Annotated in this window: 24 protein-coding genes and 1 pseudogene; 19 read left to right on the top strand and 6 right to left on the bottom strand. The window is 68.0% G+C overall.

The window, feature by feature from the left end:
- The 7 genes from MFF30_RS22660 to MFF30_RS22630 all read left to right on the top strand — a co-directional run.
- Window positions 1–1,188, top strand: a 1,188-nt coding sequence (locus MFF30_RS22660; protein WP_238282317.1) for a hypothetical protein, incomplete at its 5' end; no start/stop codon positions are given.
- Window positions 1,185–1,490: a hypothetical protein gene (locus MFF30_RS22655; RefSeq protein ID WP_238282316.1), complete on the top strand. Its 306-nt coding sequence runs from the start codon at window positions 1,185–1,187 to the stop codon at window positions 1,488–1,490. The genes MFF30_RS22660 and MFF30_RS22655, both read left to right, overlap by 4 nt.
- A complete protein-coding gene (locus MFF30_RS22650) occupies window positions 1,490–2,005 on the top strand; it encodes a macro domain-containing protein (RefSeq protein WP_238282315.1) in 516 nt (171 codons plus the stop codon). The genes MFF30_RS22655 and MFF30_RS22650 overlap by 1 nt, the downstream gene beginning before the upstream one ends.
- Window positions 2,005–2,412, top strand: a complete 408-nt coding sequence (locus tag MFF30_RS22645; RefSeq protein WP_238282314.1) for a hypothetical protein — start codon at window positions 2,005–2,007, stop codon at window positions 2,410–2,412. Before MFF30_RS22650 ends, MFF30_RS22645 begins: the two co-directional genes overlap by 1 nt.
- Window position 2,413: 1 nt before the next feature.
- Window positions 2,414–3,706, top strand: coding sequence for a hypothetical protein (locus tag MFF30_RS22640; protein ID WP_238282312.1), 1,293 nt, complete (start codon window positions 2,414–2,416; stop codon window positions 3,704–3,706).
- A gap of 10 nt (window positions 3,707–3,716) precedes the next feature.
- The gene (locus MFF30_RS22635) at window positions 3,717–6,632 is read left to right on the top strand and encodes a hypothetical protein (protein ID WP_238282311.1); all 2,916 of its coding nucleotides are present in this window, start codon (window positions 3,717–3,719) and stop codon (window positions 6,630–6,632) included.
- Window positions 6,632–9,874: a hypothetical protein gene (locus tag MFF30_RS22630; RefSeq protein WP_238282310.1), complete on the top strand. Its 3,243-nt coding sequence runs from the start codon at window positions 6,632–6,634 to the stop codon at window positions 9,872–9,874. The genes MFF30_RS22635 and MFF30_RS22630 overlap by 1 nt, the downstream gene beginning before the upstream one ends.
- Here the strand turns inward: MFF30_RS22630 and MFF30_RS22625 are convergent.
- A complete protein-coding gene (locus MFF30_RS22625) occupies window positions 9,824–10,063 on the bottom strand; it encodes a hypothetical protein (RefSeq protein ID WP_238282309.1) in 240 nt (79 codons plus the stop codon). The two genes, MFF30_RS22630 and MFF30_RS22625, sit on opposite strands and share 51 nt — an antisense overlap.
- Before the next feature lie 570 nt (window positions 10,064–10,633).
- On the opposite strand from MFF30_RS22625, the gene MFF30_RS22620 reads away from it, so the two are divergent.
- From MFF30_RS22620 to MFF30_RS22585, 8 genes are all read left to right on the top strand, one after another.
- Complete coding sequence (locus MFF30_RS22620; RefSeq protein WP_238282308.1) at window positions 10,634–11,353, top strand: hypothetical protein; 720 nt, start codon at window positions 10,634–10,636, stop codon at window positions 11,351–11,353.
- Window positions 11,354–11,437: 84 nt separating this feature from the next.
- Window positions 11,438–12,703 (top strand): phage tail protein, encoded by a 1,266-nt coding sequence (locus MFF30_RS22615; protein WP_238282307.1) that lies wholly within the window; start codon window positions 11,438–11,440, stop codon window positions 12,701–12,703.
- 77 nt (window positions 12,704–12,780) lie between these two features.
- The gene (locus MFF30_RS22610; protein ID WP_238282306.1) at window positions 12,781–17,142 is read left to right on the top strand and encodes a hypothetical protein; all 4,362 of its coding nucleotides are present in this window, start codon (window positions 12,781–12,783) and stop codon (window positions 17,140–17,142) included.
- Window positions 17,143–17,352: 210 nt separating this feature from the next.
- Entirely contained in the window at window positions 17,353–18,009 is a 657-nt protein-coding gene (locus tag MFF30_RS22605; protein WP_238282305.1) for a lysozyme, read from the top strand.
- A gap of 2 nt (window positions 18,010–18,011) precedes the next feature.
- Window positions 18,012–18,284, top strand: a complete 273-nt coding sequence (locus MFF30_RS22600) for a hypothetical protein (protein ID WP_238282303.1) — start codon at window positions 18,012–18,014, stop codon at window positions 18,282–18,284.
- On the top strand, window positions 18,284–18,685 hold the full coding sequence (locus MFF30_RS22595; RefSeq protein ID WP_238282301.1) for a hypothetical protein: 402 nt from the start codon (window positions 18,284–18,286) through the stop codon (window positions 18,683–18,685). Before MFF30_RS22600 ends, MFF30_RS22595 begins: the two co-directional genes overlap by 1 nt.
- A 137-nt stretch (window positions 18,686–18,822) precedes the next feature.
- Entirely contained in the window at window positions 18,823–19,185 is a 363-nt protein-coding gene (locus MFF30_RS22590) for a hypothetical protein (protein ID WP_238282300.1), read from the top strand.
- Window positions 19,186–19,509: 324 nt separating this feature from the next.
- Window positions 19,510–19,680 carry a hypothetical protein gene (locus MFF30_RS22585; protein ID WP_238282299.1) on the top strand — a complete coding sequence of 57 codons (171 nt, stop codon included), beginning with the start codon at window positions 19,510–19,512 and terminating at the stop codon, window positions 19,678–19,680.
- 24 nt (window positions 19,681–19,704) lie between these two features.
- Here MFF30_RS22585 and MFF30_RS22580 read toward each other — a convergent pair whose 3' ends face one another.
- Together MFF30_RS22580 and MFF30_RS22575 are read right to left on the bottom strand one after the other, a co-directional pair.
- Complete coding sequence (locus MFF30_RS22580; protein ID WP_238282298.1) at window positions 19,705–19,917, bottom strand: hypothetical protein; 213 nt, start codon at window positions 19,915–19,917, stop codon at window positions 19,705–19,707.
- Between the two features lie 676 nt (window positions 19,918–20,593).
- A complete protein-coding gene (locus tag MFF30_RS22575) occupies window positions 20,594–20,848 on the bottom strand; it encodes a hypothetical protein (RefSeq protein WP_238282297.1) in 255 nt (84 codons plus the stop codon).
- Between the two features lie 126 nt (window positions 20,849–20,974).
- Here MFF30_RS22575 and MFF30_RS22570 point away from each other — a divergent pair, with 126 nt between their 5' ends.
- Window positions 20,975–21,430: a LexA family protein gene (locus MFF30_RS22570; protein ID WP_238282296.1), complete on the top strand. Its 456-nt coding sequence runs from the start codon at window positions 20,975–20,977 to the stop codon at window positions 21,428–21,430.
- A 215-nt stretch (window positions 21,431–21,645) separates the two neighbouring features.
- Here MFF30_RS22570 and MFF30_RS22565 read toward each other — a convergent pair whose 3' ends face one another.
- Together MFF30_RS22565 and MFF30_RS22560 are read right to left on the bottom strand one after the other, a co-directional pair.
- Complete coding sequence (locus tag MFF30_RS22565; RefSeq protein ID WP_238282295.1) at window positions 21,646–22,503, bottom strand: CatB-related O-acetyltransferase; 858 nt, start codon at window positions 22,501–22,503, stop codon at window positions 21,646–21,648.
- 256 nt (window positions 22,504–22,759) lie between these two features.
- Window positions 22,760–22,969: a hypothetical protein gene (locus MFF30_RS22560; protein WP_238282294.1), complete on the bottom strand. Its 210-nt coding sequence runs from the start codon at window positions 22,967–22,969 to the stop codon at window positions 22,760–22,762.
- Between the two features lie 261 nt (window positions 22,970–23,230).
- Between MFF30_RS22560 and MFF30_RS22555 the strand changes: the two genes are divergently transcribed.
- The gene (locus tag MFF30_RS22555) at window positions 23,231–24,025 is read left to right on the top strand and encodes an ABC transporter ATP-binding protein (protein ID WP_238282293.1); all 795 of its coding nucleotides are present in this window, start codon (window positions 23,231–23,233) and stop codon (window positions 24,023–24,025) included.
- A 28-nt stretch (window positions 24,026–24,053) separates the two neighbouring features.
- Window positions 24,054–24,917, top strand: coding sequence for an ABC transporter permease (locus MFF30_RS22550; RefSeq protein ID WP_238282318.1), 864 nt, complete (start codon window positions 24,054–24,056; stop codon window positions 24,915–24,917).
- Between the two features lie 32 nt (window positions 24,918–24,949).
- Here the strand turns inward: MFF30_RS22550 and MFF30_RS22545 are convergent, their stop codons facing one another.
- On the bottom strand, window positions 24,950–25,744 hold the full coding sequence (locus tag MFF30_RS22545) for a GntR family transcriptional regulator (protein WP_238282291.1): 795 nt from the start codon (window positions 25,742–25,744) through the stop codon (window positions 24,950–24,952).
- Between the two features lie 105 nt (window positions 25,745–25,849).
- Between MFF30_RS22545 and MFF30_RS22540 the strand changes: the two are divergent.
- Window positions 25,850–26,135: pseudogene (locus MFF30_RS22540) on the top strand (ABC transporter substrate-binding protein); the annotation flags it as partial.

The following is a 26,135-nucleotide window of genomic DNA, read 5'->3' as shown; positions in this document are numbered from 1 at the left end:
CCGCCGGGCGATTACTGGTCCTTCGCGATCTACGGCAACCGGCTCCTGGCGTGCAGCCTCGGTACGCCCGTGCAGGTCATCAACATCGACAACGGCCGGCGCTTCGCGGCGCTGGACGGCAACCCGCCCCGGGCCCGGCACATGGGCGTGGTGGGCGAGTTCGTCGTGCTGGCCGGCCTCGCCTCCGACCCCAACGCGGTGCAGTGGTCGGATCTCGGCGACATCGAGTTCTGGCAGCCGGGCGTCGGCAACGGCCACACTTCGGACCTGCAGATTTTCCCCGACGGCGGCGCGGTGACCGGGTTCGCCGGCGGCGAGTTCGGCATCGTGTTCCAGGAGCGCGCCATCCGGCGCATGGTGTTCTCGCCCGGCTCGGCCGAGGTGTTCGGCTTCGAGGTCTTCGAGGAGAACCGCGGTGCCGTTGCGCCCTGGTCGCTGACAAAGGTCGGGGCACGGGTGTTCTTCCTCGACCGGGACGGCTTCTACGCGTTCCAGGGCGGCGCCTCGACGCCGATCGGCGCGGAGCGGGTGAACCGCTTCTTCGCGGGGCGGGTCGATCCGGATCAGCTCGCCTCGGTCGTGGCGATCCGCGACGTGGGCGGGCCGCGTGTGCTGTTTGCATACCGCAGCCTCGGCAGTTCGGCCGACCTCGGCGTCCTCGACGAGATCCTGCTCTACGACTGGCTACTCGACCGCTGGTCCTTCATCGGGCTGCCCGTGCGCTTCGGCATCGTGGCGGCGACCCTGCCCGTGTCGCTCGACGACATTCCGGGCTCGCTCGACGATCCGGGGCAGCTTTCCCTCGACGATCCGTCCTATGCCGGTGGCGCCCCGTCGCTCGGCGTCATCACCGCCGACAACCGCCTCGCATTGCTCAACGGCCCGAACCTCGAGGCGCTGTTCGAGACGGCGGAGGCGATGATCTCGCGGCCGAACCGGACCTTCGTGGACGCGGTCCGGCTCGACAGCGACGCCGACGACTGGCGCGTCGCGGTGGGCGGGCGCGAGGCGCCGTCGCAGTCCCGGCCGGTCGTGTACCGCACCGAGACCGGACCCACCGTCGAGCAGTTCGCGCCCTGCCGCTCCTCGGCCCGCTACCACCGCGCCCGGGTCCGCATCCCGGCCGGTACCGCCTGGAGCTACGCCTCCGCGATCGAGCCGCGCGCACGCGCCGAGGGCCTGCGATGATCGTCCCCGGCAAAGGCGAGAAGCGCCTCGACCGCGTCGTCCAGGCGCTCAGCGATCTTGCGCAGGGCGGGACCAACGCGCTCGGCCGGTCCGACGTGATCCTGGTACCGGGCGAGACCGAGACGCGGGTCGACGATCCGCTCTGCTCGGACGGTGCCCTGGTGACCTTCGCGCCGCTGTCCGCCTCGGCGGCAGCCGCCGGCACCTTCCTAAAATCCACGGCGCGCGGCGCCTTCGTGCTCGGCCATGCCGTGTCCGACGCGACCGACCGCGTGCTCCGCTACGAGATCCGGCGGCCCTGATGCGTCTTGTCATCTGCGATCTGAACCCCGCCGTTCCCTGCGAGGCAGAGAACCAGGCGCTCGCGCGTGGCCTTCAGGCGGTGACGGGCCACATCGGCGACATCCTGATGCTGCCGGCCGATGCCATAGTGTCGCCCGCCAACAGCTTCGGCATGATGGATGGCGGGATCGACCTCGCTTACTCGCGCAAATGGGGCTGGGGCGTGCAGGCCGCGCTCCAGGCGGAGATCCGGAAGCGCCCGCTCGGCGAGCTGCTCGTCGGCGAGGCGCTGGTGATCCCGACCGGGGATGCCGGGCAGCCCTTCATGATTTCGGCGCCGACCATGCGGCTGCCGACCCCGATCCACGACCCAGCCGACGTCTACCTCGCCAGCAAGGCCGCCTTCCTCGCGGCGCGTGACCATGGATTCGATCGGGTCGTGATGCCCGGCATGGGCACGCTGACCGGCCGTGTCCCCGCCGGCCTCGCGGTGCGCCTGATGCTCGACGCCTTCCAATCGGTGTTCCCCGCCTGATGCGGTTTGTCTCCATCCCGACGGACGCCTGCGCGGAGGTCTGGTTCCTCGTCGACGGCTTCATGCGCCGCGCCTGCGAGCGGGGTGTCGGCGACATTTCGGCCGACAGCCTGCGCGCTGAATGCATGTCCGGCGAGGCCCGGCTCATCGCGATCCAGGACGGCGATTCCCTCTGCGCCGCAGCCGTCGCCCGCTTCTGCATCCAGGCGGATCAGACCCTCGCCTGCGAACTCGTGGCGTGTGGCGGCGGCTCGCTGCGCGCGTGGCGGCACGTCATCCCCGATTTCGAGGACTGGGCCCGCTTCCACGGCGCGAAGACCGTGCGGCTGTGCGGCCGGCCCGGCTGGGAACGCATCTTCCGTGGGTATCGCCGGCGCCCGCTCGTCTCTCTCGTGAAGGACCTCTGACATGCCCGGCGGCGGAACGAAGACGACCACCCAGACAACCAACTCGAAGACCGATCCGTACGCCGCCGCGGTCCCGTCGCTGCAGAAGATCATCGACGCGGGCAACACCGCATACGACTCGGGCGTCGGCTCGCAGGTCTACGGCGGCCAGCGCGTGGCCGGGCTCGGCGCGACGACGACGTCCGGCCTCGACAGCATGAAGGCGGCGGCGGGCGGCACGACGGGCGCGACGCAGGCCGGGATCGGCCTCGTGGGTGACCTCGTGAAGTCCGGCGGCTCGACCGCCGCGACCCAGAGCGCGCTCTCCGGCCTGATGGGCGTCCCCGGCGTCGACACCTCGGGCGTGGCCTCGGCCGAGTCGCGCATGGCCGACCCGAACAGCACCGGCGCCACGGTGGGCAAGGGCCTCGCCTCCGGCGCCTACGCGCTCGACGGCTCGGGGTATGCCGGCCTGCTCGGCGATGTCGGCTCCACGACGCAGACGCAGCGCTCGCTCCAGGACGTGGCCGACGGCAAGTACCTCGGCGGGGCGAACCCCTACCTCGACGACATCATCGACCGATCCTCGAACGAGGCCGCGTCGTCGGTTGCCCAGAAGTTCGCCGCGTCGGGCCGGTACGGCTCTGGGCGCTTTGCGGCGGCCACGGCCGATGCTGTCGCGAACGTCGGCACCCAGGCGCGCTACCAGGACTACGAGGCCGAGCGCGGCCGGCAGGCGCAGGCCGCCACGGCGATCGACAGCACCTCGAACGCGCTCACCGGCATCCGCTCGGGACTGCTCGGCGAAATGAACAACGTGCGCAGCGGCAACGCCGCCCAGGCTGTGACCGGCGCCGGCCTCGCCTCCGGGGCGGACGCCGCCGCGCTGACCGGCGCCTCGGCCCTCGCTAGCGTCGAGCAGTCGAACAACGCCCAGAGCCTCGCCCAGGCCGGCACCGCGCTGTCCTCGGCACAGGGCGACCGCGCCGCGGCGCTCGGCAGTCTCGCGCAGATCCCCGGCCTACAGGATCAGCTTCTCCAACCCGGACGCACCGTTGCTGCTGTCGGCGCCGTCGAGGACGAGGCGCGGCAGAAAGAACTCGCGGCAGCGCAGGACGTGTTCAACGAGACCCAGGCCCAGCCCTGGAACCAGATCGGGCTCCTGTCGCAGCTTGCGCTCCCCGTGGCGGCCTCGGGCAACACGTCGAGCGGCACCACCACGGTGAAGCAGCCGCAGCCCTCGCTTCTGCAGCAGCTGCTCGGCGGCGGCCTCGCCATCGCCGGCACCGCATCGAAGTTCTACAGCCCGACCTGAGGTCAGCGCGATGGCATCTGGCCTCGAAGGCTTTCCCGGGGCGTACCCGCTCGGGTTCACGCCGCGCCGCTCGGTCGTGGACCCAGTCACGGGGCGGGCCGTCGTCACGTCGGCGCCGACTGGCGCAGTTCGGCAGCGCGGCTCCGTCCTGCCGGTTGGGCGCGACGACAGCGGCGCCCTGGTCCCGGCCGTGCCGCAGGGCCTGTTCGACGCGATCGACGCGGCCCGCTTCCCCGGGCAGGTTCTGCGCGGCGAAAAGGGCGTGTTCGATCCGGCCACCGGCCATACCTCGGACGAGGCGCTGGGCGCCGCCACGGGGCTCGCCGGTCTCGCGATGACGGGCTCGATGCCGTTCAAGGCGCCCAAGGGCGCCCTCCGGTCGTTCGGCGGCGCGGCGGCGGCGGACGATCCCTTCGCGGCGCTCGAGGCAGGCCTCGCCGCCGGCATGAAAGACGTCACGCCCGACGTTCGGCTCCCCTCGCGGGTCGACCCGGGCGCGAAATCCTGGGACCTGTACCACGGCTCGACCGGCGGCCCGGACTTCGCGCGCTTCGACCCGAACCACAGCAAGGCGCCGGGCCACAGCGAGGGCGGGGCGCTGTTCCTGTCGCCCGACCCCGACACAGCCGATTTCTACGCGAACGGCTCCGGTGCGGGCGTCCAGGCGGGCCCCCGGGTGTTCAGGACCACGGTCGACCCGGGCCGCACCAAGGTGTTCGACCTGCCCGAGATGATTGAGGCGGACCCGGCGCTGGGCGAGCGGGCGCGGTCCGTCTACCTCGCCGAGCGCGGCACGCCGCCGACCCCGGCCGACATCGCCAGCGCGGACAGCCTGCGCGAGGCCTACCGCACCGACTTCGTCGCCAGCCGGGCCCGCGATCGCGAGATCAATGCCCAGCTCACCGAATACGGGATGGAGCCCACCGCCACGACCGGCGCCACGTACGGGCACGGCTACCTCGGCGCGGTGATCCAGATGGCCAAGGAGCAGGGCCTCGACACGGCGGTGATCCGGGGCCTTGCCGAGCATGGCGGCGGCGACCAGGTCGTTGCGCTCACCCCGGGCCGGGTCCGCAGCTTCTACAGCCCCGACCAGGTCCTCTACAGCGGCGGCCGCGGCGGATCGCCGGCGGGAACCACCGCGCTGGCCGCGCCGAACCCTACGCAGGCCGCCCCCATCAATGAACAGGATCAGCCGATGAGCGCAGGTATCCCCTTCGGCCTTCCGAGCGAGATGAGCCCCGAGGATCTCGCCCGCATGTTCAGCCGGATGCCGATGGGCGCACCGCAGTCCTTCGCGGGCACATCCGGCACCATCATGGCTCCGGAGCCGGAAGCGGCTGCGCCATCCACCGCCCCTGCCCCGCTATCGCTGCGCATCCCGCCGCGCGCGGCCGAGGCGCCAGCCGTGGCAGAGCAGATGCCGGCCCCGTCGATCCCCACCGCACGCGGGCTGGTGGGCTCGCCCATGCCGCCGCCCCGCCCGTCGGACCTTAGCGCTCCCGCTGATCTGCCGGCGCCCGGCGCGGTGCCGACCTCCGGAAACTTTCCGACCCTGACAGCCTCACCGGCATCGGCGCCTCTGTCGCTTACCCCGAAGCCCGCCGCTCCTGCGTCGGCCCCTCCGGACGAAGGCTTCGATTTCGGGGGCGCGATGAAGCGCTTCACTGATAGGGGCGGCGGCGACCTCCTCATCGGGCTTGGCACCGGCCTGATGACCACGCGCGGCGTCGGACCGGCGCTGGCGGCGGGCTTCCAGAACGCCCAGCGGGCGGAACAGCAGCGCGCCGTAACCGGCCTGGCGCAGGCCGAGCTTGGGCTGAAGCAGCGTAAGCTCGCGCAGGAGACCCAGGCGCTCGGTGGCAACGCCGTGATCATCAAGCGCGCTTTCCCGAACCTATCGGAATCAGAGGCGATCGCGGCCGGCTCGAACAGCGGGCAGGTCTCGGAGGCGCTCAAGATCCTACGTGACCCGACGCACGGCACCGGCGTGTCCCGCGTCACGGTTGGCGGCAACATCTACGAGCTGAAGCCCGGGGAGCGGCCCAGCGCCTCGACCCTGATCGGACCGGCAGAGGCAGGTGCGGATACCATCCGCGCCAAGGCTCAGGCCCAGGCGGAGGGAGCGGCGGCCGGTAAACCCGACGAGACCTTCACGCTGATCCCCGAAGCGGAGCGCGCCTCTCTCGGCCTTCCGGCCGGCTCCTACCAGCGGGACAGCAAGGGCAAGGTTTCGTCGGTGAATCCGACCGGCACTACCATTAACATGGGAGCGGAAAAGGCCCAGGACGCCGTGGTCGGCAAGGGCTACGGCGAGTTGCAGCTCGACATGGCCACGAAGGGCCGGAACGCCGGCTCGACCCTCAACACCCTGTCCCTGATGGAACAGGCGATGAAGGCGCCGGGCTTCTACTCCGGCTTCGGGGGAGAGTCGGCCAAGCGCGCGAACCAGATCCTCGGTGCGCTCGGCGTGAAGGACGCTCGCGCCGCCTCCCCGGCGGAGGTCTTCGACGCGCTATCGAACAAGGTGGTGCTCGACGGCCTGGGCGGCTCGCTCGGCCCTGGCATCTCGAACACGGACCGCGACTACATCGCCCGGACCGCACCGACCCTGGCGCAATCCGAGCAGGGAAACCGCGACCTCATCGGTGTGGCGCGGTCCCTGGCGCAGCGCCAGCAGGTCGTCTCGAAGCTGGCCCGGGACTATGCCGCGAAGAACGGCGGTCGCCTCGATGCCGGATTCGATCAGGCCCTGGACGAGTTCGCCGCGCAGAACCCACTCTTTCCGCAAGCCCGCGCGGGCGAGGCCGCGTCCGCTCCGAAGGAACCGCCGCAGGGCGCTCCGCAGGGTGCGCGCCAGGCGCCGGACGGCTTCTGGTACGCTCCCGATCCGAGCCGGCCTGGCAAGTACCTCAAGGTGCAGTGATGAAGCTCGTCCCGGTCGATCACGATCCCTTCGCCGACGCTGCGCCCGCCGCGCCGCGCTTGGTGCCGGTGGATCACGACCCGTTCGCGCCGGCCGACAGCGTCGTAGACCGCCCGTCGGCCGCCCTCCCAGGCGACGGCGCCGCGGCGATCGGCCGGGGCCTCATCAACGGCGTGCCGGTGGCGGGCCCGTACCTGCTCGGCGGTGTGAACCGGGCCGTCGCGGCGGTCCGCGCCCTCCAGAACGGTACGACCTTCCCCCAGGAGATGAAGAACGTCGAATCTTTCGGCGAGCGCACCGCGGCCGAGAACCCGAAAGCCTCTATGGCGGGCGAGATCGGCGGCGGCATCGCCGGGACCCTGCCCCTTGTGGCGGCGGCACCGGCAGCGTTCGGTGCAGGCGCGGGCGGGCTCGGTGTGCGGACCCTCGCCTCCACGGTGAGCGGTGCGGCGCTTGGGGCGGCCGATTCCGCCGTCCGCAGCGATGGAAACCTCGAGGACGTGAAGCTCGGCGCCGCGCTCGGCGGTGGATTCGGTCTCGCCGGACCCGTCATCGGCCACGGCGTCGGCAAGGTCGTCAGCGCGCTGCGCGGCGGCGAGCCCGGGGAGGCCGTGATCCGCGAGGCGATCCAGGGCATCCCGGAGAAAGACCTTGCCTCGGCACAGCACCTCCTCGATCAGGGCCGTGCGCTGCCGGGCGGCGGCGTGCCGCTGAGCCTGGACGAGGCCGTGAACGCGGTCACGGGCGGGCAGGCCTCGCGCTTGTCTCAGGTCGCGCGCGTCGTCGCCAATTCCGGCGGTGAGGGCGGCCGGCTCATGAACCAGTTCTATGCGGCACGTCCCGCTGCGGTCGACAACGCGGCACGCTCGGCCTTCGAGACGATCGCGCCGCAGAACCTCGCGCCGTCGAGCCTGGGCGTCGACCTCCAGGGCGCAGCCCGGGCCGGCGTGGCGCAGACGCCCGAGGGCATGGCGCTGACCCAGGCCCGCGCCGCCGTAGGCCCGCGCGTGACGGACGACGCGGCAGGGCAAGTCATCCAGCCCGAGATGCGGCGCGTCGCCGATGCGCGCGAGGCGGCCCGCAAGGCTCAGGCCGATATCGAGTACGGGGCCGCCAAGGCTTCACCGGAGAATGTCGGCATCGAGCGCATGGTCGCGGTGGAGCGGCCAGGCGAGCCGATCGTCACGCAGCCGGCCTACTCACGCCCGCAGTTCGGCGCCGATGCGCCGCGCCCGGCCGAGCCCTTCCAGGCCCCGGGCGCGGCGGCGGCCGAGCCGGGCCCGGAAAGCCTCGCGCGGTTCATTGCCCGGAACGGCGGGCTCGCCCTTGATGGTGAAGCCGCCGCGACCGACCTTCAGCGCTTCATGGTGCCTGGCGTCGGAAAGGTCGCGCGTCCGGACGGGAAGAGCCTCGACAGCTTCTGGCGCGAGCGCCTCATCGAGGAGGGGTATTTCCGGCCCGACGCCGACGGCGGCATGGCGCGGGACATCTCGTCCGAGCTCCTGCGCAAGCTCCAGAACGAACAGCGCGGCTTCCCCTCTTACCCGCTCGACAGCGCGGGTCGCTCCAAGGGTCGCGCAGGTGCGGGCCAGCAGGCCGACGAATACGCCAACGCCCGGTCCCTGGCGGAGGGCCGCCTCGACGAGGACCTGACCCGCGTCGGCGTCGATCCGAAGGGCGTGCATCCGGATATCCGCGAGCGCGTGGTCGGCGCCCTGATGCGCGGCGAGCAGGTCGACCCACTCGACGCCTACGAGCGCACCGTCGGCGCGATGAAGGGTCCGCTCGACCCCTACGTGAAGTCGACCACCGTCACGGAGCAGATCCCGGACGTCCGCTTCGGACAGGTGAATCCGCAGGCTGCCCTCGATGCTGTTGAGGGGCAGCTCCGCTCTGCCAAGGGTGATGTGCGCAGCGAGTTGATCCGCTTCCGCAACGATCTGTTCGGCGCCCATGGCCAAACGGATCTCACCATCGAAGGGCTGCTGAAGGCGCGTGAGCGTCAGGATTACCGCATCCAGGCAGCGCGCGAAGCCGGCGACGCCACGAAGGTGCGGGACCTCCAAATTGCGCGCTCCGCCCTCGACGGCCAGCTGAAGGGGGTCCCCGAGGTTGCTACGGCGGATGCCAACTTCGCAGCCAACTCGCGTCCGCTCGACCCGTTCACCGGCGACACGCCGCTGTCACGGGTCGTGAGGCAGGATCCGAACACGGGTCGCATGTCGACGCCGACCGAACAGGTCCCCTCACACCTCCAGGGTGCAACCGCGACGCGCGAGTTCGTTCAGAACGCGCCGCCCACGGCGCGCAAGGCCTACGAAGGCCATGTCGCAACCAAGATCCTGGACGGCGCCACCGACGCACGCGGAAACGTTGATGCGAACCGCCTGAACGAGGCGCTGCGCGATCAGGCCGACGTGCTCGGCCAGATGCCCGAGGTCTACCAGCGCCTCGAGGGCGTGGTGCGCGCCCGCGATGCCATGGTGCGGGTCGAGGCATCGCCGCTCGGACGGATCGCGCAGCAGCCGGACGTGGATGCCGCGATCCGTGCCGTGTTCCCGGCCAACCCGAAGCCCGGCAGTCAGGCCGAAGTCGCTACGGCAATGGGCGCCCTGGTTCGGAACCGCCCCTCGGCGGCGCGCGATCTGGCCCGCATCCACCTCGAATCCGTCTTCAACGAAGCGACGCAGCAGTCGAAGGGCGTCGCGTCGCAGTACGGCGGGGCCGGGTTCGCCTCGGCGGTTCGCGGCAACACGCAGCAGCGCCACAACCTTGAGTCCACGATCCGCGCGCTGCCCGAGGGCGAGACGATCTGGAAGGGGATGGACACCTTCCTGAGCACCCTGGAGGCGACCGGCTACCGGCCGAACAAGGGCTCGGACACGGCCTTCAATCAGGCGATTCAAGCGCAGCTTAAAAGCGGGAAGACCCCGATTGGGCAGGCCGTTTCCGATGTCGCAACCGGCGCGGCCGCAGGTGCCAGCGTCGGCGGGTTCTCCGGCGCGGCGGGCGGCGCACTGGTCGGGCTGAAGCGCGGCGCGGGCGATGCCATGCTCCAGGCGCGGATGATGGGCAACACCGAGGCCCTGGCGCGGCTCCTGACCGATCCGCGCGCCATGCCGGATCTGCGTGCGCTGGCGAAGTCTCCGCCCGGCAGCAAGAACGCCGAAGCGTTCACGCGCCGGCTGCTGCTACTGGCGAACGGCGGCGCGGCGCCGCTTCGCGAGGAACGCGCGAAGTAGGGGGCGGTAGGCGAAGAAAGCGCCGACGCACCAGGTTGCCACCATGGCGACGGTCACAGTGTCGGCGCCCAGAGCCCCGTTGAGCCATGCCAGGGCACTTGGCAGGCTGGCCCGCAGCAGCCAGCCAACCACAGCCATGGCGATGGTGAAGAGCAGCCAGCACAGGAAGACGTCACGGCGGGTCGGCATCCGGATCATCCCAGCTCAGGGTCTAACGACGGTGACGCATGCGGGCCGCCAAGCCAAGCACCCCGGCAATCCCGAGACATGCTCCTGCCAAGCCACCCGCTACGAAGTCGGCACTGTATCCCCCGTACTGGCCTTTCGCGACGAGAAAGGTGAGGCCAAGGCCTGCGATGGCAGCCGTCAGTCCCGCATGCCGAGATTGGCGCGACATGACAACGGAGCCGATTGCGATGAAGGCGTAGAAAGCAATCATGGCGGCGGACACCACGATGTGCTCAAGCCAACCACCATTCATGATTTGGACTGCATCGCCATGGCTCCTCGCGAGCCGCACGGTACGCAGGATGGCGCGGGGCCGTCGATAGCTCCAGAGCAACACAGGCGGGACGACAGCGCTCCGGAAATTTGCCGGACCTGAGGGTGCGCAACTTTCGTAGGCTCCGGCTGACGCGTCTGAACTGAACACTTGACCCGACGGGCAAAGCGCCCGAAACAGCCAACGTCGGGCGCTTCGCGCGCCGGACCCGCAGGGCCGCTCCGCAAGGGCGGCCTTTTGCGTTCCAGGAGACCGCCATGCCCGACGCGCGACGCGATGCCCTGATCGCTTCGGCGCAGCGTATCGGCGCCAACCCGCTCGATCTTGCGACGGTGATCTCCTACGAGACCGGCGGCACGTTCAACCCGAGCATTCGGGGCGGCGCCGGCAACCGTCACATCGGCCTGATCCAGTTCGGCGCGCCCGAGCAGCAGCGCTACGGTGCGGCGCAGGGCCAAAGCTTCGAGGAGCAGCTGCCGGCGGTCGAGGGCTACCTGACGGATCGCGGCTTCAAGCCGGGTATGGGCATCCTGGACCTGTACTCGACCATCAACGCGGGCCGCCCCGGGCGCTACAATGCCTCGGACGCGGGCAACGGCGGCGCGCCCGGCACCGTGGCCGACAAGGTCAACGACCAGATGGGCTCGCACCGCGCGAAGGCGGCGGCGTTCCTTGGGGGCGACTTCTCGCCCTTGATGCCGGGCGAGTCCATGCCCTCCGGTCGCGCGCCCTTCAGCTTGTCCGGCCCGGTCGGCAGCAGCGCGCCGGCCCCGACCATCCCGGACGCTCCTGCGAAGGCCGATAGCGGTCCGGATCTCGGCGCCATCATGAAGATGCTCGGCGCGGGCCAAGGCGCAGCGGCGCCCCAGGCGGGCGCGGAAGCTGCGCCCCTGCCCGCTCCAGCGCCCGCCCCGGCCCCGCGCCCGCAGGCCTTCGACGCCCGCAAGTTCTTCGCCCTGCTGCCCTCGCGCCGCTGACCCCCTACCCCTGATCCGCACGGACCGACCCGGACGCCTCGCGTCATCGGGGCCGGAGGCCTGCGCGTCGCCCCGAGGAACGCCATGACGGGCCTGATCCACTTCTCCACCGACGCGCAATCGAACGACCTCGGCGCGCCGCCGATCAACTGGTCCGAGGGCCAGCCGGCGAAGTCGGTGAACAACTCGGCCCGCGAGACCATGGCGGCGATCGCGCGCTGGCGCGACGACAACGCCGGCGGCCTGATCGCGAACCGCGGGGGCGGCGACGCCTACGCCGTCTCGACGAACCAGCTCTTCGACGCACCCTCGTTCGAACAAGCCCACACCCTGGCGTTCACGGTCTCAGCCGCGAACCAGGGCCCCGCTACCTTGGCCCCCGATGGCCTGGGCGCCCTTCCGATCCGGCGTCCAGGCAATCTCGATCTCGCCCCGGGCGACCTGCAGCCCGCCGTCATCTACCGAGTTGCGCGGCTTGGATCGTTCTACCTGATCCTCGGCTCGAACCTTGCCGAATGCGGCATGGTCGCGTCCTTCGCCTCGCCCACGGTACCGTCGGGCTGGCTGATCTGCGACGGGCGGGCGCTGTCGCGCACGACCTACGCGGCCCTATTCTCCCGGATCGGCGGGTACTACGGCAGCGACGATGCGGCCGGAACGTTCAGGCTGCCGGACCTGCGCGGCCGCACGGTTTTCGGTGCCGATGCCGGTGTCGGGCGTCTGACCGGCGCGGGTGGGCTCGGCGGCGCCCTCGGCTCGGTCGGCGGCGTCGAGGCCGTGACCCTCACCGAGGCGCAGCTCGCGGCGCACAGCCACACGGGCGAGGCGACCGGGCCGGCGGGCGGGCACGACCACGGCGGTAAGACCCAGGATGCGGGTCAGCACAGCCATGGTGGTGCCACAGCCAACGGCGGCGTTCACTCGCACGTCGGAACGACCGGCGACGGCGGCGCGCACACCCACACGGGCTCGACGGACAGCGCTGGCACGCACACCCATGGCGTCCAGTACCTGCGCCAGATGAACTACGCGACCAACGGCGCGTCGGGCGGCACCAACGCCCTGAATGCCGGCGATCCATCCGGCACCAACACCACCGGCATTACGGACGGGAACGGCGCGCACACGCACTCCGTAACCCTGACCGGCGCGCCGGCCCACCAGCACCCGCTCACGACGGCGGACTCGGCGGCTCACGCGCACACGATCCCGACCGAGAACGCGCACGCCCACGGGATCACCCGGGTGGACGATCACACCCACTCGCTGAACCTCGGCTCGGCCGGTGGCGGCCAGGCGCACACGAACATCCCGCCCGGCCTCGTCGTGACCTTCGCCATCAAGGCCTGACGCCCCCCTTCGCCTCGACTGCCTGTCCAGCCCGCCCGCCCGCCGCGCGCGGGCTTTTTCATGCCCGGAGCGCCCCCATGGGTCTGTTTTCGTGGGACCTGACGCCCGCCAAGAACGCGGTCGTCGATCCCCTCATCGCCGCACAGGACGGCGCCTCCGCCCGCGCCCTGCCCGCTACGATCCGCGCTTTCATGGCCGGGATGCGCCGGTTCACCGACGACGTCGGCGGTGCGATCACGACCACGGGGCGGCTGAACGCCTACGTCGTGACCACGAACTCGGGTATCTCCGACCTACGGGCCGGCCTTGCGCTGCTGATCCGGGCCGATCGCGACAACACCGCGGTCGCGACCCTCAACGTCGATGGGCTTGGCCCATTGCCGTGGGTCGATGCCGGCGGCGTTCCGCTCCAGCCCGGCCGCATCCTGAAGGACCGGTACTACGCCGTGTTCCTGGATCCGAAGGTGCCGGCCTGGCGTGTCCAGGCAGGTGCTTCGACCCTCGACGAGATCCCGGGCCTGATCGACTTACGCTCGACCGTGGCGGCGCAAGCCCTGGCCGTGGCGGCGGATGCAGCGAGCACGGCAGCGGACCGCACTGCGGTGGCGGCCGACCGCGTGACGATCGGCGCCGACAAGGCCGCGGCCGAAGCCGCGCGCAGCGGGGCACAGCTTGCACAGGCCGGCGCCGAGGCCGCACGGGACATCGTGCAGGGCGCAGTCGATGCCGCCAACGGGCTCTCAGGTCGCATCGATAGTGAGGCCGCACGCGCACGTCTCGGCGAGCGCCAGGCCAGCCCGAAGTTCATCGTCCTGCCCCGCAGCTTCGTCGGCTTGGGCGGCGGCAGCGTCGCCAACGGTTCGAACGGCTGGCGCGTGCCCACCGGCCAGGCCGGCTCCGGCTCGCTGCTGCGGGTGTACTGGGACCTGAAGCCCGATGAGGTCGCGCGCAATCTCGGCCGGCCCCTCGACTTCGTTGCCGAGCTGAAGACGACGATCGGCTTCGACAAGGCGTTCGTCGGTGCCGGCGGGGCGTCGGACACGCGCCTCGCCATCACGCCCGAGGGTATGCCGGCGGGCTTCACCGCCGCGCTCTACCTGACCGCTCAGGCCGACACGTACATTTTGGTCCTGTCCGGCGTCCTCACCGGACCCATCTCACAGATCGCCGCCAACGTGCTCGTGGCCGGCGGGGCGCGCCCCGTTACGGCCGACGCGAGCGTCAGCCTCAATCAGACCTTCTGGTACGCCAGCGACACGGGCGGCGCGTCCGACGTGGTCGCGGCCGGGAACGCGAACACCCTGCTCGCGGCCATGGGCTACACGGACGCGCTCGCCGCGATCACGGCCCCGCTGGAGGTCCTCGACCGTGAGGTCGTCCGCGCGAAGGCGGGCGAGACCACGGCGCGCACCCTGGCGGCCCCCAAGTTCTCGCTGGCCAACCGCCCTTTGGCGGTGATCGCGAATGGGTCCCAGTTCTTCGATGGGTTCACCTCCACCGGAGCAACGGAGGAAAGTGGTGGGTTCCGCATCCCGGCCGGACAGACGGGGCGCAACACGCAGGCTCGTGCGCGCTGCGTCCTCAAGCCCGGCGAGGCTGCCTTTCGAGCCGGTCGCCCGGCGCGCTTCGTTGCCACCTTCCGCACCTCCATCGACGTGCTGAACGCGGTCAAGGATGCGGCCGGCAACTCCGCGATCGCTTTCGTCGGGGAGGGCTCGGTCAACCCGGTGACGGTGCGGGCCTACGCGACGGCGCTCGACACGCTTTGCCTCGAAGGCGACGTGGTGTTCACCGGCGCCGAGACCCAGATCACCCTCGTCCTGCTGATTGCCGGTACGGCTGTGCCGTGTCCGGCCGACGTCACCGCCACCCTGATCTCGACGGAATGGTTCGTCTCCGACGCGACCGGCACCACCGATGTGCTCGACACCCGGCTTGGCCCCCTGCCGATGGCCGTGGGCGAGCTCATCAGCGTCTCGACGAACTTCTATTTGTCGCTGGCGAGCGGCGCCGCGGCTGCGTTCCAGGGGCGTGGCTTCCGCATCCCGACCGGGTCCAGCGGCAAGGGCACGGTCGTGGCGACGGAGGTCCCCCTGACCGGCCTGGATGCCGGGACGAAGGTTCGTCTGCGGTTCGCGTTCCAGACCTCCTCGGACATCGAGGCCACCACCGTCCTCTATAGCTACGGGACGACGGTCGACTTTGCGGACGGTTCGCAGGGCGGCGCCAGTCAGACGACGCTCGAGCGGACGGCCCCAGGCATCTATGAGGCGGATGTCGACTGCACGGTGGGCTTCGGCGCCAGGCAGCTGACCTACTATCTCGGCGTGGCCGAGGGCTCGGTCGCCGTGCCGGCCATCAAGATCGTCGCCCTGCGCCAGATCCGCATGGAGATCGTCTCGACGCCGGGCACGACCACGGCCTCGGCCCAGGTCCAGCGCTACGAGGAATCGGTGCGCTCGCGCATGCAGCACCGCCCAACCTATCGCGACAGCGTCACGGTGGCGGCGGACGGCTCGACCGACTTCCTGCGCGTGATGGCGGCGGCCGACGCGGTTCAGTTCGCCGCCTCGGCCGACGAGCCCAACACCGTGTTCGTGCGTGGGGGTGATGTGCAGGCCTGCACCGCCACCGCATCGATCAAGACGGCGAGTTTCGTGAACATCGTCGGTGTCGGACCCGCCGAGAGCAACAAGCTGCTCGGGCTGTTCCGGGACGATCAGACGAACCAGTACCTGATCCAGATCCTCGACCTGCGGACCAGTGGGGAGTTCAACGACCTCTGGTTCGAAGGGCGGAATATCCGCTACCCGTGGCACATCGAGAGCGGCAACTCGCGCGAGCGGGCGGTCCAGATCTTTCGGCGCTGCACGGTCATCCATCATGGCGCCACGACCTGGGTCAACACGACCGCGATCGGCGTCGGGCACCATGCCGGCAATCGGCAGACGTTCCTGTCCTGCACGGCGCTCAGCCCGACCTCGGCCTTCGGCTGCCACGACAACATCAACTGGAACGAGCCCGCCAGCGTGCTGTTCGAGGGTGGCTCGCTGACGGCGACGAACGATGACGGCACCTGCATCGACGCCACCAGCATGGGGTCGGGCCAGATCTCGACCATCACGGCGCGCGGCGTGACCCTCACGGGGTTTGTCAACCTCGGCTGTGTCTACACCATCCCCGGCGTGCTCCTCGAAAACCACCGGGCCAACCGCTACGGCTACCGGATCTCGCTCGCGGGCTGTTCGCCGGTCGATTGGATCGCGACCTGCAACGTTTCGTGCCTGGCGCTCGGATCGGTGGCAGGACCGACCTCGGCGGTGGCGTTCGACGGCCCCCTGTTCAAGGCGCTGTTCGGCCCGAACCCGGATGTGCGGCGCGGTGCGGCGGACTACCCGGCCGTGGCCTACAGCTTCCATGCGGTGGAGGTGCAGGACGGCGAGCCCGACCCCGGCGTCGGCCTCGGCCCCCGGCTCGGTGATCTCAGCGTAGCACCCTTGAGCGGCACGCTCGTGTTCGACGGCGGCGCTTCGATCACGCTGACGGCGGACAAGAACTACGCCGCCTTCAGCAACAGCGGCGTCATCAGCGACCTGAACGCGAAGCTCGCCACGGCGATGGGCGGCAGCACGGGCGGACGCATGTTCCGGCTGGCCAAGCCCTACCAGAACCGGGGCCCGGTCTATCAGCCGGACCGCGAGGGCAACGGCCTCAACGTCGACACGGCCACCATCCTGAAGGGCCATGCCCTGGCCTGGGTCGGTAAGAACGTGCGCCGGATGACGGGGGCCGACACGATCAACCGCTTCGCCGGTATCGCCCTGGACGATGCGATCCCCGGCGACAGCATCCGCTTCCAGCGCACGGGGTGGATCAACGACAAGCACCTGCTGTTCTCGGCCCTGCCCGCCTCCGTTGTCGACGACATCTTCGGCGTCGGGGCCACCCCGGGCATGCTCACCAAGGGCGCGGACCGGGGCCTGCTCCGGGTTCGTCAGGTCGCCACGCGCGGGCTGGTCTTCGAGATCCTGGACCCGAACCGTGCGGATGCCGGCGTGTTCTCGGCGGCCAAGGCCGCGCCCACCAACTTCACGATCATGGGGGACTACGAAGACTTCCTGCAGATGGACTTCGTCGCGACGGGGCGCACGCTCAGCGCCACGGCCGACCTCGCTTTCCTACAGAAGGGCTCCGCGCCCGTGCAGGGCCTGGCGAGGCTCAAGCTGACCGACGTCGGAACAGGTGCCGTACTCACGTTCGGGGCCACTCGAGGTGAAATCGCTGTTCCGAACGTCCTGTGCAAGCGCGGGGAGATCGGGCTCATCGCTCGCAACCTCCAGATCGGCGGGGCCTACCGCGTGACCGTTCAGGCCTATCGCGGCACGACGGACGGCAGCACCGAAGTGCATGACCAGTACCTGCAGGCCACCTGCGCCTGAACACTGAGCGCCGAACCGACCATCAACCTGCCAGCCGCCGCCCCCGGGCGGTTTTTTCATGCCCGGAGGGCGTCGCAATGATGCCCTCCGGTGATCGGGCGTGCACCGCCCCGCGCGGCTGACGTGCCGCCCTTCCTGGCCGCGCTGTGCGGTCTCTACCTCCTGCAGGGATGCCCCGACATGGATCTCTCCCCCATCGGCCGCGAGGCCTTGGAGAAGCGCGAAGGTTGCCGTCTGGAGGCCTACCGAGACAGCGTCGGCGTTTGGACGATTGCGTGCGGCGTCACCACCGCCTCAGGCCTGATCAAAGTGACCCCCGGGCTGCGGATCACCGAAGCGCAGGCCGACGACCTGAACGCCCGTGCCTTCGCGAAATACACCGGCTATGTCCGGGCCGCGATCGGCGACAAGCCCATCGCGCAGCACCAGTTCGACGCCTTTGTGTCGATCGTTTTCAACATCGGCCCGGGCGGCTTTCAGGGCTCGACCTTCCTGCGCAAGTTCATGGCCGGCGACCCGAAGGGCTGCGCGGACGCCATCCTGATGTGGAAGAAGCCGGCCGAGATCATCCCGCGCCGGCAGGCCGAGGCCGACCAGTTCCTCACGCCCTACGGCAAGGCCCTGCCGAAGGCGCGGCGCACGGATCGCACCCCGATCGCGGCGCCGGCGGTGGCCAAGCCAGCGGCGACGCCTGCGCCGGATCCGCTCGCTCCGATGACGGGGAAGTTCCCTCCTAGCGCTCCGATCTCCCCTCCTAAGGTCTCCACCCAGCCCGCCCCCACCGGCGGGCTTTCTTCTGCGCCCTCCCCGGCGCCGCTTGGCTTCTGGGCCCGGCTGCACGCCGCCCTCTCGCGAAAGGCAGCCTGACCATGACCGTGCTCGCCCGCCTCAACGCCCGCCTCGTCGGGTTCCGGATGATCCTGCTGGCCGTGCTGTTCGCGGCGCCCGACGTCCTCAACGCGCTGGTCGGCTTCGACTGGGCCAGCGTGCTGCCGGCCGGCTACGAGGGCTACGGCGCGAAGATCGGCGCCGGGCTCGGCCTGCTCCGCCTCGTCTCCATCCCGGTGATGAACAGCGTCCGGGCTGCAGCTCGCGATGGCGCACGCCAGGCGGGCCAGGACGCCGGGCGGGACCAGCGCTGATGTGGGCTTCGCTCATCCTCGGCCTGCCGGGCATCGCCGGCAAGCTGCTCGACTACCTCGGCAAGCGATCGGACAACACGGTCCTGACCAACGGCCAGAACGTCTCCGGCGACACCACCGTCGCCCAGGCGCAACTCCTGGCCTACGTCGAGGAGCGCAAGGTCATCGCGCAGGAGCGCGCCGCGCAGCACCTCTCACCCTGGACGGCCTGGATGATCCCGACCGCGTTCGGGCTCTGCATGCTCCACTTCGGCGCGATCGTCCTCGACTCCACTTTCCTGTTCAACTGGCGGGTCGCGAAGCTGCCGCCGCCCTACGACGAGATGGAGCGGTACATCGTGCTGTCCGTCATCGGCGTGGCCGGGGTCCAGGGCACGCTCCGCAAGCTCTTCACCAAGTAGCACGATCCACCACCCCTCCCCCGCAGCGGGGTGGGGTCGCACGCTAATTTTCGGCCTCACGATCGTGGCGGCAAAAATTATCGTGCCCACCGCGCGACCGGAATGCTGGCGCGCCTGACCCGCCCATGGGGGCCGATATGGATACGTCATTTCTCTCAAGCGGCCCGATCACCTGGGCCGCCCTGGTCGCGTTCGCGGTCTTCCAGATCGCGGTTCTGAAGGGCTGGGACGCCATCGGCGCCAAGCTGAAAACGCGGGAGAAAGAGGCGGTGAGCCCCCTCGCGATCGAACTTCAGGCGGTGAAGCTGAACGTCGAACGTCAGGGCGAGGCGCTCAACGCCTTCAAGGTCGAGGTCGCGCAGAAGTACGTGACCGGCGACGTCATCACCCGCCTCGAGGGACGGATCGACGGCATGGTCAGCTCTGTCCGGTCGGAGATGCAGACCATGCGTGCGGAGATCCTGGAGGCCTTGCTCGGCCGACCGCCGACGCGCCGCTGATCCCCGCTATCCCCGTCTACGGCGCGCCCCGGAGCTTCGGCTCCGGGGCTTTCGTCGCGTCTTCTTTCATGGCCTTTGAGATGAAAGACTGTGATCCCGTTCAAGGTCAAAAGATTGCCGTTCGCAAAGCTGGGGTAGCATAGTTGAAGGTGCCGTTGCGCGCCCTGTCCCACGGCAGATTTTATGCTAGGATTGCCTCATGCCTCCCAAGGCTTTCCTCAACTTAAACTTGGCCCGCCCAGCGAAAGCTGCGGCGGGCTCTTATTGTTCGCTTATGGTATGCTGGCAATTGACGACTATATAAACGCCATCCACGAAGTACGCGTGACGATATCCATTACCGAACTGTTGCGCATCCGTCGGAACTCGATCCGCCCCTACGAGGGCGCCGCTACAGAGACGCTTGAACGAAAACTGAAACTCGACGCAATCCAGCCCCTGGTACGCGAACAAGTGCGGCAGGAACTGGAGTTGCGGCGCTTGCTGAAGAAGTAGTGAGACGTTGGCCGAGCGCCGCCGTCACGCGCCCAGCGAGAGCTGCGTCAGGTTTTCTTCGTCCTTTTCGATCTGAACGCCTTCCGCCCGCATCTTAGTACGAACCCGAGACAGGTAGTTTTGCCGCTCGAGGAGGCCGGCAGCCGACCGATCAACGATTGAGCCTGGCGTAGTACCTGAAGGAGCTCGCCACAGCCGGCCTGGGTTCTCGCGTTCGAACAGTTCCTGAGCGCGCATGTGCGCTTCGAGTTCGGACGATCTGACCAAGACGCTTCTCCAGAGTAACGGGAGTCTGATTGGCCGGAGCGGCGTGCGCTGTCGAGTCAGGTCAAACGCAACACGTAGTTTCTCGGCGTGCCGATCTGCGAGACAGCTTTTTCACACGCGCGTGATGAAGCCTCACGCAAGCTTTCAAATCCAGATTGCACACGCCCTCAGTTGCCAACGCCCCGGCAACTCAAGGCCCTACCTTCACCCGCCCGGCTCTGGCCGCGGCGGGTTTTTCGTTTCCACGAGTGGCGCGCCGTACCGAAAGCGCCCGTACTTCCGGCCCAGCGCGTCGAGCGTTTCGCCCCGCGCATATCGAACCCCCTGCAGGTCACGTTCCTCCGTTACGCGCAAGATCCTGCGTCGGAACTCTTCGTCGGTCTCAGGTACTGCTGGCACTCGGTTTCCGCCCTAACATTGTTGAAGGGCTAACTTCCGAGGCAGAGTACGCGCTCCTGGCAGCGCTGACGCATGAACGCGCACCCTGATTTCGGCTAGCTGCTCCTCTGCAGAGGCGCCGACACGTGCCGCCGATGTCACGCTGCGAAGGATGTGCTCGAACACGGTCTCCGTCAGGCCCAGGCTCATGGCCACCGCCTCGATCCGGTGCAGCTCCGCCGCCTCCTCGCTGAACGTCACGCTTGCCTCACGCCGCCTGCAGGCTCTCGGCGAAGTCCTCCGGGATCTCCCCGAACTGCCCCAAGATCGTTGCGGCCTCCAGCTCGCCGGTCTCGTCGTCGGCCACTACCTTGATCGCGGCCGTGCCGGGCATCCGCGCAGCCATCGCCTCTGCCTTCTTCAGCGCGCCGCTCTCGGTCGGCGACCGCTCGCAGTCGCCCGGGACGAGGCGCTTCCGCTTGATCGCGAACGTCTGCACCATGAAGGTGGTCTTCATCGCCATGTGACCGCTCCTCGGTTCCAGCGCAGGCCAACCTGTCCCCGTTAACCACACGCGGTATAGCCGAGCTTGACCGAGAAACCTGCGGCTGTTTGTTCTCTTTCTGTTCTATCACGGAAGGATGCCGCTGTGGGCTTCTATCGGGTCGACGATCTCGCGAAAGCTGGGGACAGCCTGGTGCGTATCCCGATCCAGGGAGCCGCGCTGTGCGCCGGCTTCCCGTCGCCCGCCGACGACTTCCTGGAGGGGGCGTTGGAGCTGCCACGTTGGCTCGCACCGAACCCGCCGGCGACCTTCGCCTGGAACATCTCGGGCGATTCCATGCGCGGGGTCGGGATCTTCGACCGCGATCTCGCAGTGGCCGACCGCAGCCTGAAGCCCGGCAACGGCAGCGTCGTGGTGGCGATCGTCGACGGCACGATGAGCGTGAAGCGCCTTGTCATCGAGGGCAACGTCGCGCGGTTGGCCTTCGACAATCCCAACCTGCCGGCCTTTGCGGTCGAGGAGATGGTAGAGGGTGAGATCTGGGGCGTGATCCGTTTCTCGATCCGCTGGCACGTCGCTCGCGCTGGGCTGGTGCGGTGAGTCGAGCTATTGCGCTGATCGACGGCAACAGTCTCTACTACTCCTCTGAGCGCATCAACTATGAGTTGCGTAAGCGAGCATGCCGCTCGAACTCATACCCGCCCAGTGCAAAGACCAAGATTTGGGAGGGCTTATAAATAATTACGCTTCGATGAATTATAATAAATACTAGCTGAACAGAAAATGATCTAATTAGACATACCCCGAATCAATCATTATTTATCTAACAAACATATCATTCTATCCCAATCCAAAATTTTTGGTGTCAACGGACTCAACCCCTGTCTGGACTTTACATATTCGAATCTTTCAAGGAAATTTATAGGATTGGCGATGTCCATGGGGCCCAAGTCTACAAAACTGTAATCCCACCATCTTGATGCCAACATACGGTCACAGATTTCATCAGCGAACCGCCGTCTAATGAATTTCGCTGGATTGCCACCGACTATTGTATATGGAGGAACATACTTTGTAACTACTGATCCTGCTCCTATAATTGCTCCTGTTCCTATTCTTATCCCTCTAGCTAAAGTCACGTTCATACCAATCCATACGTCGTTTTCAATAATTGGCGCGGGTTTTTGTGGAGCAGCTAGAAACGGAAAACCAGAAACGCCTCTATTATCAAGCTCGGCAGCAACGGATGTCTCATGTGAATCATATATAAAAGCACTCGTAGATATTCCTGTCATTGGGTGCTGCGTACTGAAAACCTGTAGACCCCCAGCTATTGAGCAGTAACGACCGATTTGCATACCGCGCACTAAATCACGAGTGAAAGAATAGCTGAATGCGCCAATAGTGATAAAATTTCCTCCAGCAGGCATATTTGAATGCTGTTCCAATTTCGAGTCTTTGTAAAACATAGCTACGGCAGGCTCGTCGGCAAAAAAATCATTGATAAATTGTCTGCGATGGAACCCTTCAGCATCGAGATTTTCAGCCAAAGTTTTGGTGATTAGAAGGGCAGCTTCGGTTTGATTCTCTCTTAAGAGCATCTGAACACCTGTACGTGCAATAAATTCAACTTTGAAGCGAATTCCATGCAAAGTAAAGATGAAATTTTTCACAGTTTTTAAGTCTAGTGGATGCCCTATGGTGGTATGAAAAGATCTTGCAACAAACCGTCCAATCGGCGGAGATGGTAGTGATCGCGGCTGGAACGAGGCACGGCAGTCGGCGCAGGCTTGACGGGATGGGTTAGCGGAGTCCCGCATCCTGTTGTGTTTCTAGCTCAGACATCACTCCCTCAGGCAGCGCGGGCACGAAACACGAATGCGAGGTCCGGCATAGTGGGTGATTGGCTGGTTCGGACTTGCGGCACCATCAATCTTCCCAACCTTCAATGACGCGCTCGTCCGACAACGCCGACTCGTAGATCGAGTCGGACGGCAACGCTCGGATCGCGACCTCGAAACATTGCCGGGGCAGACAGGTCTGAGCCGCGGCGGTCTCGACCAGGGCGCGGAACACCGCGACGCGCTTCTTGCTGCGCCTGCGGGAGCCAAGCCTCCGCGTCGGCGGGCGATCGCGCATCTTTCGGTCAAGGTCGGCTCGACCTCCCGCTAGCCCTGATCCACGAGACCCCTCTGGCACAAGGAACATATTCCTGTCTTATAATAGATAGCTATTATATTTACAGGAAGGATCGTGCTTGGTATCCAAGGGGCGCGACCGACGCTTCCGCCCGCTTCGACGCTTCGGGTTCGGCGGGGCGGGCGTCCATATAGAAAAGCGGCTCCAGACCGCTCGTAAAATCAGCATTGCCGCCGCGCGCGTGGCTTAAGGGAGGATGTTATGAGCTTGGTGACAGGCTTGCCATCGGACTTCACTGAGCCGTTGCTGGAAGTCGACGGCGTCACGCTGCAGTACAAGACCCCCAACCACCTCGTCACGGCGACCTACCGGGTCAGCTTTCGGGTCTTCCCGAGCGACCGGTTCGTCCTGCTCGGACCCTCGGGCTGCGGGAAATCCACCCTCCTCAAGTCGGTCGGCGGCTATATGGCGCCGACAGAGGGGCAGATTCGCCTGAAGAGTCAGATCGTCACCGAGCCGGGACCGGATCGGATGATGGTTTTTCAGGAATTCGACCAGCTTCTGCCCTGGAAGACCGTGCGCCAGAACGTGGCGTTCGCGCTGGAAGCCTCGGGGCGCCTGTCGGGCCGGGCCGCCGACGAGCGGGCCATGCATTATATCGACAAGGTCAACCTCTCGGCCTTCGCCGACAGCTATCCGCACATGCTCTCGGGCGGCATGAAGCAGCGCGTCGCCATCGCGCGCGGTATGGCGATGGAGCCCGACATCCTGCTCATGGACGAGCCCTTCGCGGCTTTGGACGCCCTGACGCGGCAACGGATGCAGGACGAACTCCTGGCCCTGTGGGAGGAGACCCGCTTCACGGTGCTGTTCGTCACCCACTCCATCCCCGAGGCGATCAAGATCGGCTCGCGCATCCTGCTGCTCTCGCCTCATCCCGGCGAGGTCAAGGCCGAGCTGAACACGGCCGGCTCACCGCAGGAAACCCTGCTGCTCGAACAGCGCATCCACCAGATGCTGTTTTCCGAAGAAATCAAGGAGGCGGAGAATGTCTAGGACCGCGAAGGCGCTGGTGTCCCCCGTCATGCTCCGCCCCGCCCGCCCCGAAATCGTCCGCGAGACCGGGGGCGCCTATGGCGGCGCCATCGTCGAGAAGCCCCTCTCGACCCTCGAGCGCCTCTACAATCACGGCTGGCTGCGCAAGCTCGTGATCCTGGCCGTGCTGGCCCTGATCTGGGAGGCCTACGGGCGCTTCCTCGACAACGATCTCCTGTTCCCGACCTTCTCCGCCACCGTGGCGGCCTTCGGGCGCGGGGTTGCCGACGGCACGCTGCCGATGCGGGCCTGGGGCTCGATCAAGGTCCTGCTGATCGGCTACGGCCTCGGTATCGTGCTGGCGACGCTGCTCACCGGCATCGCCATCAGTTCGCGCATCGGCACCGACTTCCTCGAGACGATGACGTCGATGTTCAATCCGCTGCCGGCGATCGCGCTTCTGCCCCTGGCGCTGATCTGGTTCGGGCTGGGCAACGGCAGCCTCATCTTCGTGCTGGTCCATTCGGTGACCTGGGCCATCGCCCTCAATACCCATTCGGGTTTCCTCTCGGTCTCCCGGACCCTGAAGATGGTCGGCCGCAATTACGGCCTGCGCGGCAGCCGGCTCATCACCAAGATCCTGATCCCGGCGGCCTTCCCCAGCATCCTCACCGGCCTCAAGGTCGGCTGGGCCTTCGCCTGGCGCACCCTGATCGCCGCGGAACTCGTCTTCGGCGTCAGTTCGGGCTCGGGCGGCCTCGGCTGGTTCATCTTCGAGAACAAGAACATGCTCGACATCCCCAACGTCTTCGCGGGGCTGCTGACGGTGATCCTCATCGGCCTTTGCGTCGAGAACCTGATCTTCCAGACCATCGAGCGCCGCACCCTCCAGCGCTGGGGCATGCAGGCCTGAGGCGGGCCGGGCCCGGACGAACGTTCGTTCCGTCAATCGAGATCGGAGCGGTAGTGGAGCGCCGCCGTCCAGCTCTGGCGGTACTCGATCGGGTCGCCGGTGAGAGCGACGGCGACCCGGCGCACCAGCAGCAGGGGGGCGCCCGGCGGACAGCCGAGGGCGTCCGCCATGGCCGGGCTCGCCCGGTCGGTAGCGATCGTGTCCCGAGCCCGCGCCACGGTCTGGCCGCAGCGCGCCTGGTAGAGCACGTAGATCTCCTCCAGCATCTCGGCGCCGGGTTCCGGCTTCAGCGCGGCGAAGGGCTCGGCCGGCAGCGCGATGCGCTCGTAGATCAGCGGCACGCCGTCCTCGCTGCGGGTGCGTAGCAGGACCATCACCTTCGCGCCCGCCCCCAGCCCGAGGGCCGCCCGGTCCTGCGCGTCGGCCCGCGCGGTGCCGGCCGAGAGAACGAGGGCCACGGGGCGGAACGGCCGCCCGTCGCCGTGGACGAAGCGCAGGAAGCGGAAGCGCGACCGGTCGCTCGAATGAGGCACCACCTGGGTGCCGCGCCCGTGCTGGCGCTCCAGTAGGCCCTGCCCGACGAGGTCCTCCATGGCCTTGCGGATCGTCCCGATGGAGACGCCGAGGTCGAGGGCCAATTGCGGCTCGCTCGGCAGGTAGCCGCCCGGTTTCCAGGTCCCGTCCACGATCCGGCGCAGCAGCAGGTCGCGCGCCTGCAGGTAGAGCGGGCGGCTCGCCAAAGGCGCCGTCACGGGCGCGGTCTCCGGAGCGCCAGGGACTTCGGCTTGCGCCTGGGGATTGGCAACGCCCCGAATACGGTTGGACATCGGTAACTCATGTATATGACATATGACCGTTGACAGCGGTCTGCGCGAGGCTATCGTGGCGATCGGCACCGGACCAGAGAATTCGGGCCTACGCAGGAGGAACTCATGGCATTCGGCCGTCTCATCCGGCTCTGCGGCGCCGCGGCCCTGGTCTCGGCGAGCCTTCTGGCCAATGCGGGATCCGCCCGGGCTGAGGCCTCCGTGGTGCGCCTCGCCAAGCAGTTCGGCATCTCCTACCTGCCACTCACCGTGATGGAGGAGGAGAAGCTCCTCGAGAAGCAGGCCCGCCAGCAGGGCCTGGAGCTCAAGACGGAGTGGCTGCGCTTCACCGGCGGCTCGGGCATGAACGAAGCCCTGCTCTCCGGGAACCTCGATTTCGCCGCCGGCGGCG

Source organism: Methylobacterium goesingense (genome assembly GCF_022179225.1).
Lineage (GTDB): Bacteria > Pseudomonadota > Alphaproteobacteria > Rhizobiales > Beijerinckiaceae > Methylobacterium > Methylobacterium goesingense.
This window is presented reverse-complemented; position numbering and strand designations above follow the sequence as displayed.

What these genes read in the sequence shown, in the direction of transcription:
- MFF30_RS22655 (WP_238282316.1), top strand. Translation starts at nt 1,185, where the DNA reads ATGATCGTCCCCGGCAAAGGCGAGAAGCGCCTCGACCGCGTCGTCCAG.
- MFF30_RS22650 (WP_238282315.1), top strand. Translation starts at nt 1,490, where the DNA reads ATGCGTCTTGTCATCTGCGATCTGAACCCCGCCGTTCCCTGCGAGGCA.
- MFF30_RS22645 (WP_238282314.1), top strand. Translation starts at nt 2,005, where the DNA reads ATGCGGTTTGTCTCCATCCCGACGGACGCCTGCGCGGAGGTCTGGTTC.
- MFF30_RS22640 (WP_238282312.1), top strand. Translation starts at nt 2,414, where the DNA reads ATGCCCGGCGGCGGAACGAAGACGACCACCCAGACAACCAACTCGAAG.
- MFF30_RS22635 (WP_238282311.1), top strand. Translation starts at nt 3,717, where the DNA reads ATGGCATCTGGCCTCGAAGGCTTTCCCGGGGCGTACCCGCTCGGGTTC.
- MFF30_RS22630 (WP_238282310.1), top strand. Translation starts at nt 6,632, where the DNA reads ATGAAGCTCGTCCCGGTCGATCACGATCCCTTCGCCGACGCTGCGCCC.
- MFF30_RS22625 (WP_238282309.1), bottom strand. Translation starts at nt 10,063, where the DNA reads ATGCCGACCCGCCGTGACGTCTTCCTGTGCTGGCTGCTCTTCACCATC.
- MFF30_RS22620 (WP_238282308.1), top strand. Translation starts at nt 10,634, where the DNA reads ATGCCCGACGCGCGACGCGATGCCCTGATCGCTTCGGCGCAGCGTATC.
- MFF30_RS22615 (WP_238282307.1), top strand. Translation starts at nt 11,438, where the DNA reads ATGACGGGCCTGATCCACTTCTCCACCGACGCGCAATCGAACGACCTC.
- MFF30_RS22610 (WP_238282306.1), top strand. Translation starts at nt 12,781, where the DNA reads ATGGGTCTGTTTTCGTGGGACCTGACGCCCGCCAAGAACGCGGTCGTC.
- MFF30_RS22600 (WP_238282303.1), top strand. Translation starts at nt 18,012, where the DNA reads ATGACCGTGCTCGCCCGCCTCAACGCCCGCCTCGTCGGGTTCCGGATG.
- MFF30_RS22595 (WP_238282301.1), top strand. Translation starts at nt 18,284, where the DNA reads ATGTGGGCTTCGCTCATCCTCGGCCTGCCGGGCATCGCCGGCAAGCTG.
- MFF30_RS22590 (WP_238282300.1), top strand. Translation starts at nt 18,823, where the DNA reads ATGGATACGTCATTTCTCTCAAGCGGCCCGATCACCTGGGCCGCCCTG.
- MFF30_RS22580 (WP_238282298.1), bottom strand. Translation starts at nt 19,917, where the DNA reads ATGCGCGCTCAGGAACTGTTCGAACGCGAGAACCCAGGCCGGCTGTGG.
- MFF30_RS22575 (WP_238282297.1), bottom strand. Translation starts at nt 20,848, where the DNA reads ATGGCGATGAAGACCACCTTCATGGTGCAGACGTTCGCGATCAAGCGG.
- MFF30_RS22560 (WP_238282294.1), bottom strand. Translation starts at nt 22,969, where the DNA reads ATGCGCGATCGCCCGCCGACGCGGAGGCTTGGCTCCCGCAGGCGCAGC.
- MFF30_RS22555 (WP_238282293.1), top strand. Translation starts at nt 23,231, where the DNA reads ATGAGCTTGGTGACAGGCTTGCCATCGGACTTCACTGAGCCGTTGCTG.
- MFF30_RS22550 (WP_238282318.1), top strand. Translation starts at nt 24,054, where the DNA reads ATGCTCCGCCCCGCCCGCCCCGAAATCGTCCGCGAGACCGGGGGCGCC.
- MFF30_RS22545 (WP_238282291.1), bottom strand. Translation starts at nt 25,744, where the DNA reads ATGTCCAACCGTATTCGGGGCGTTGCCAATCCCCAGGCGCAAGCCGAA.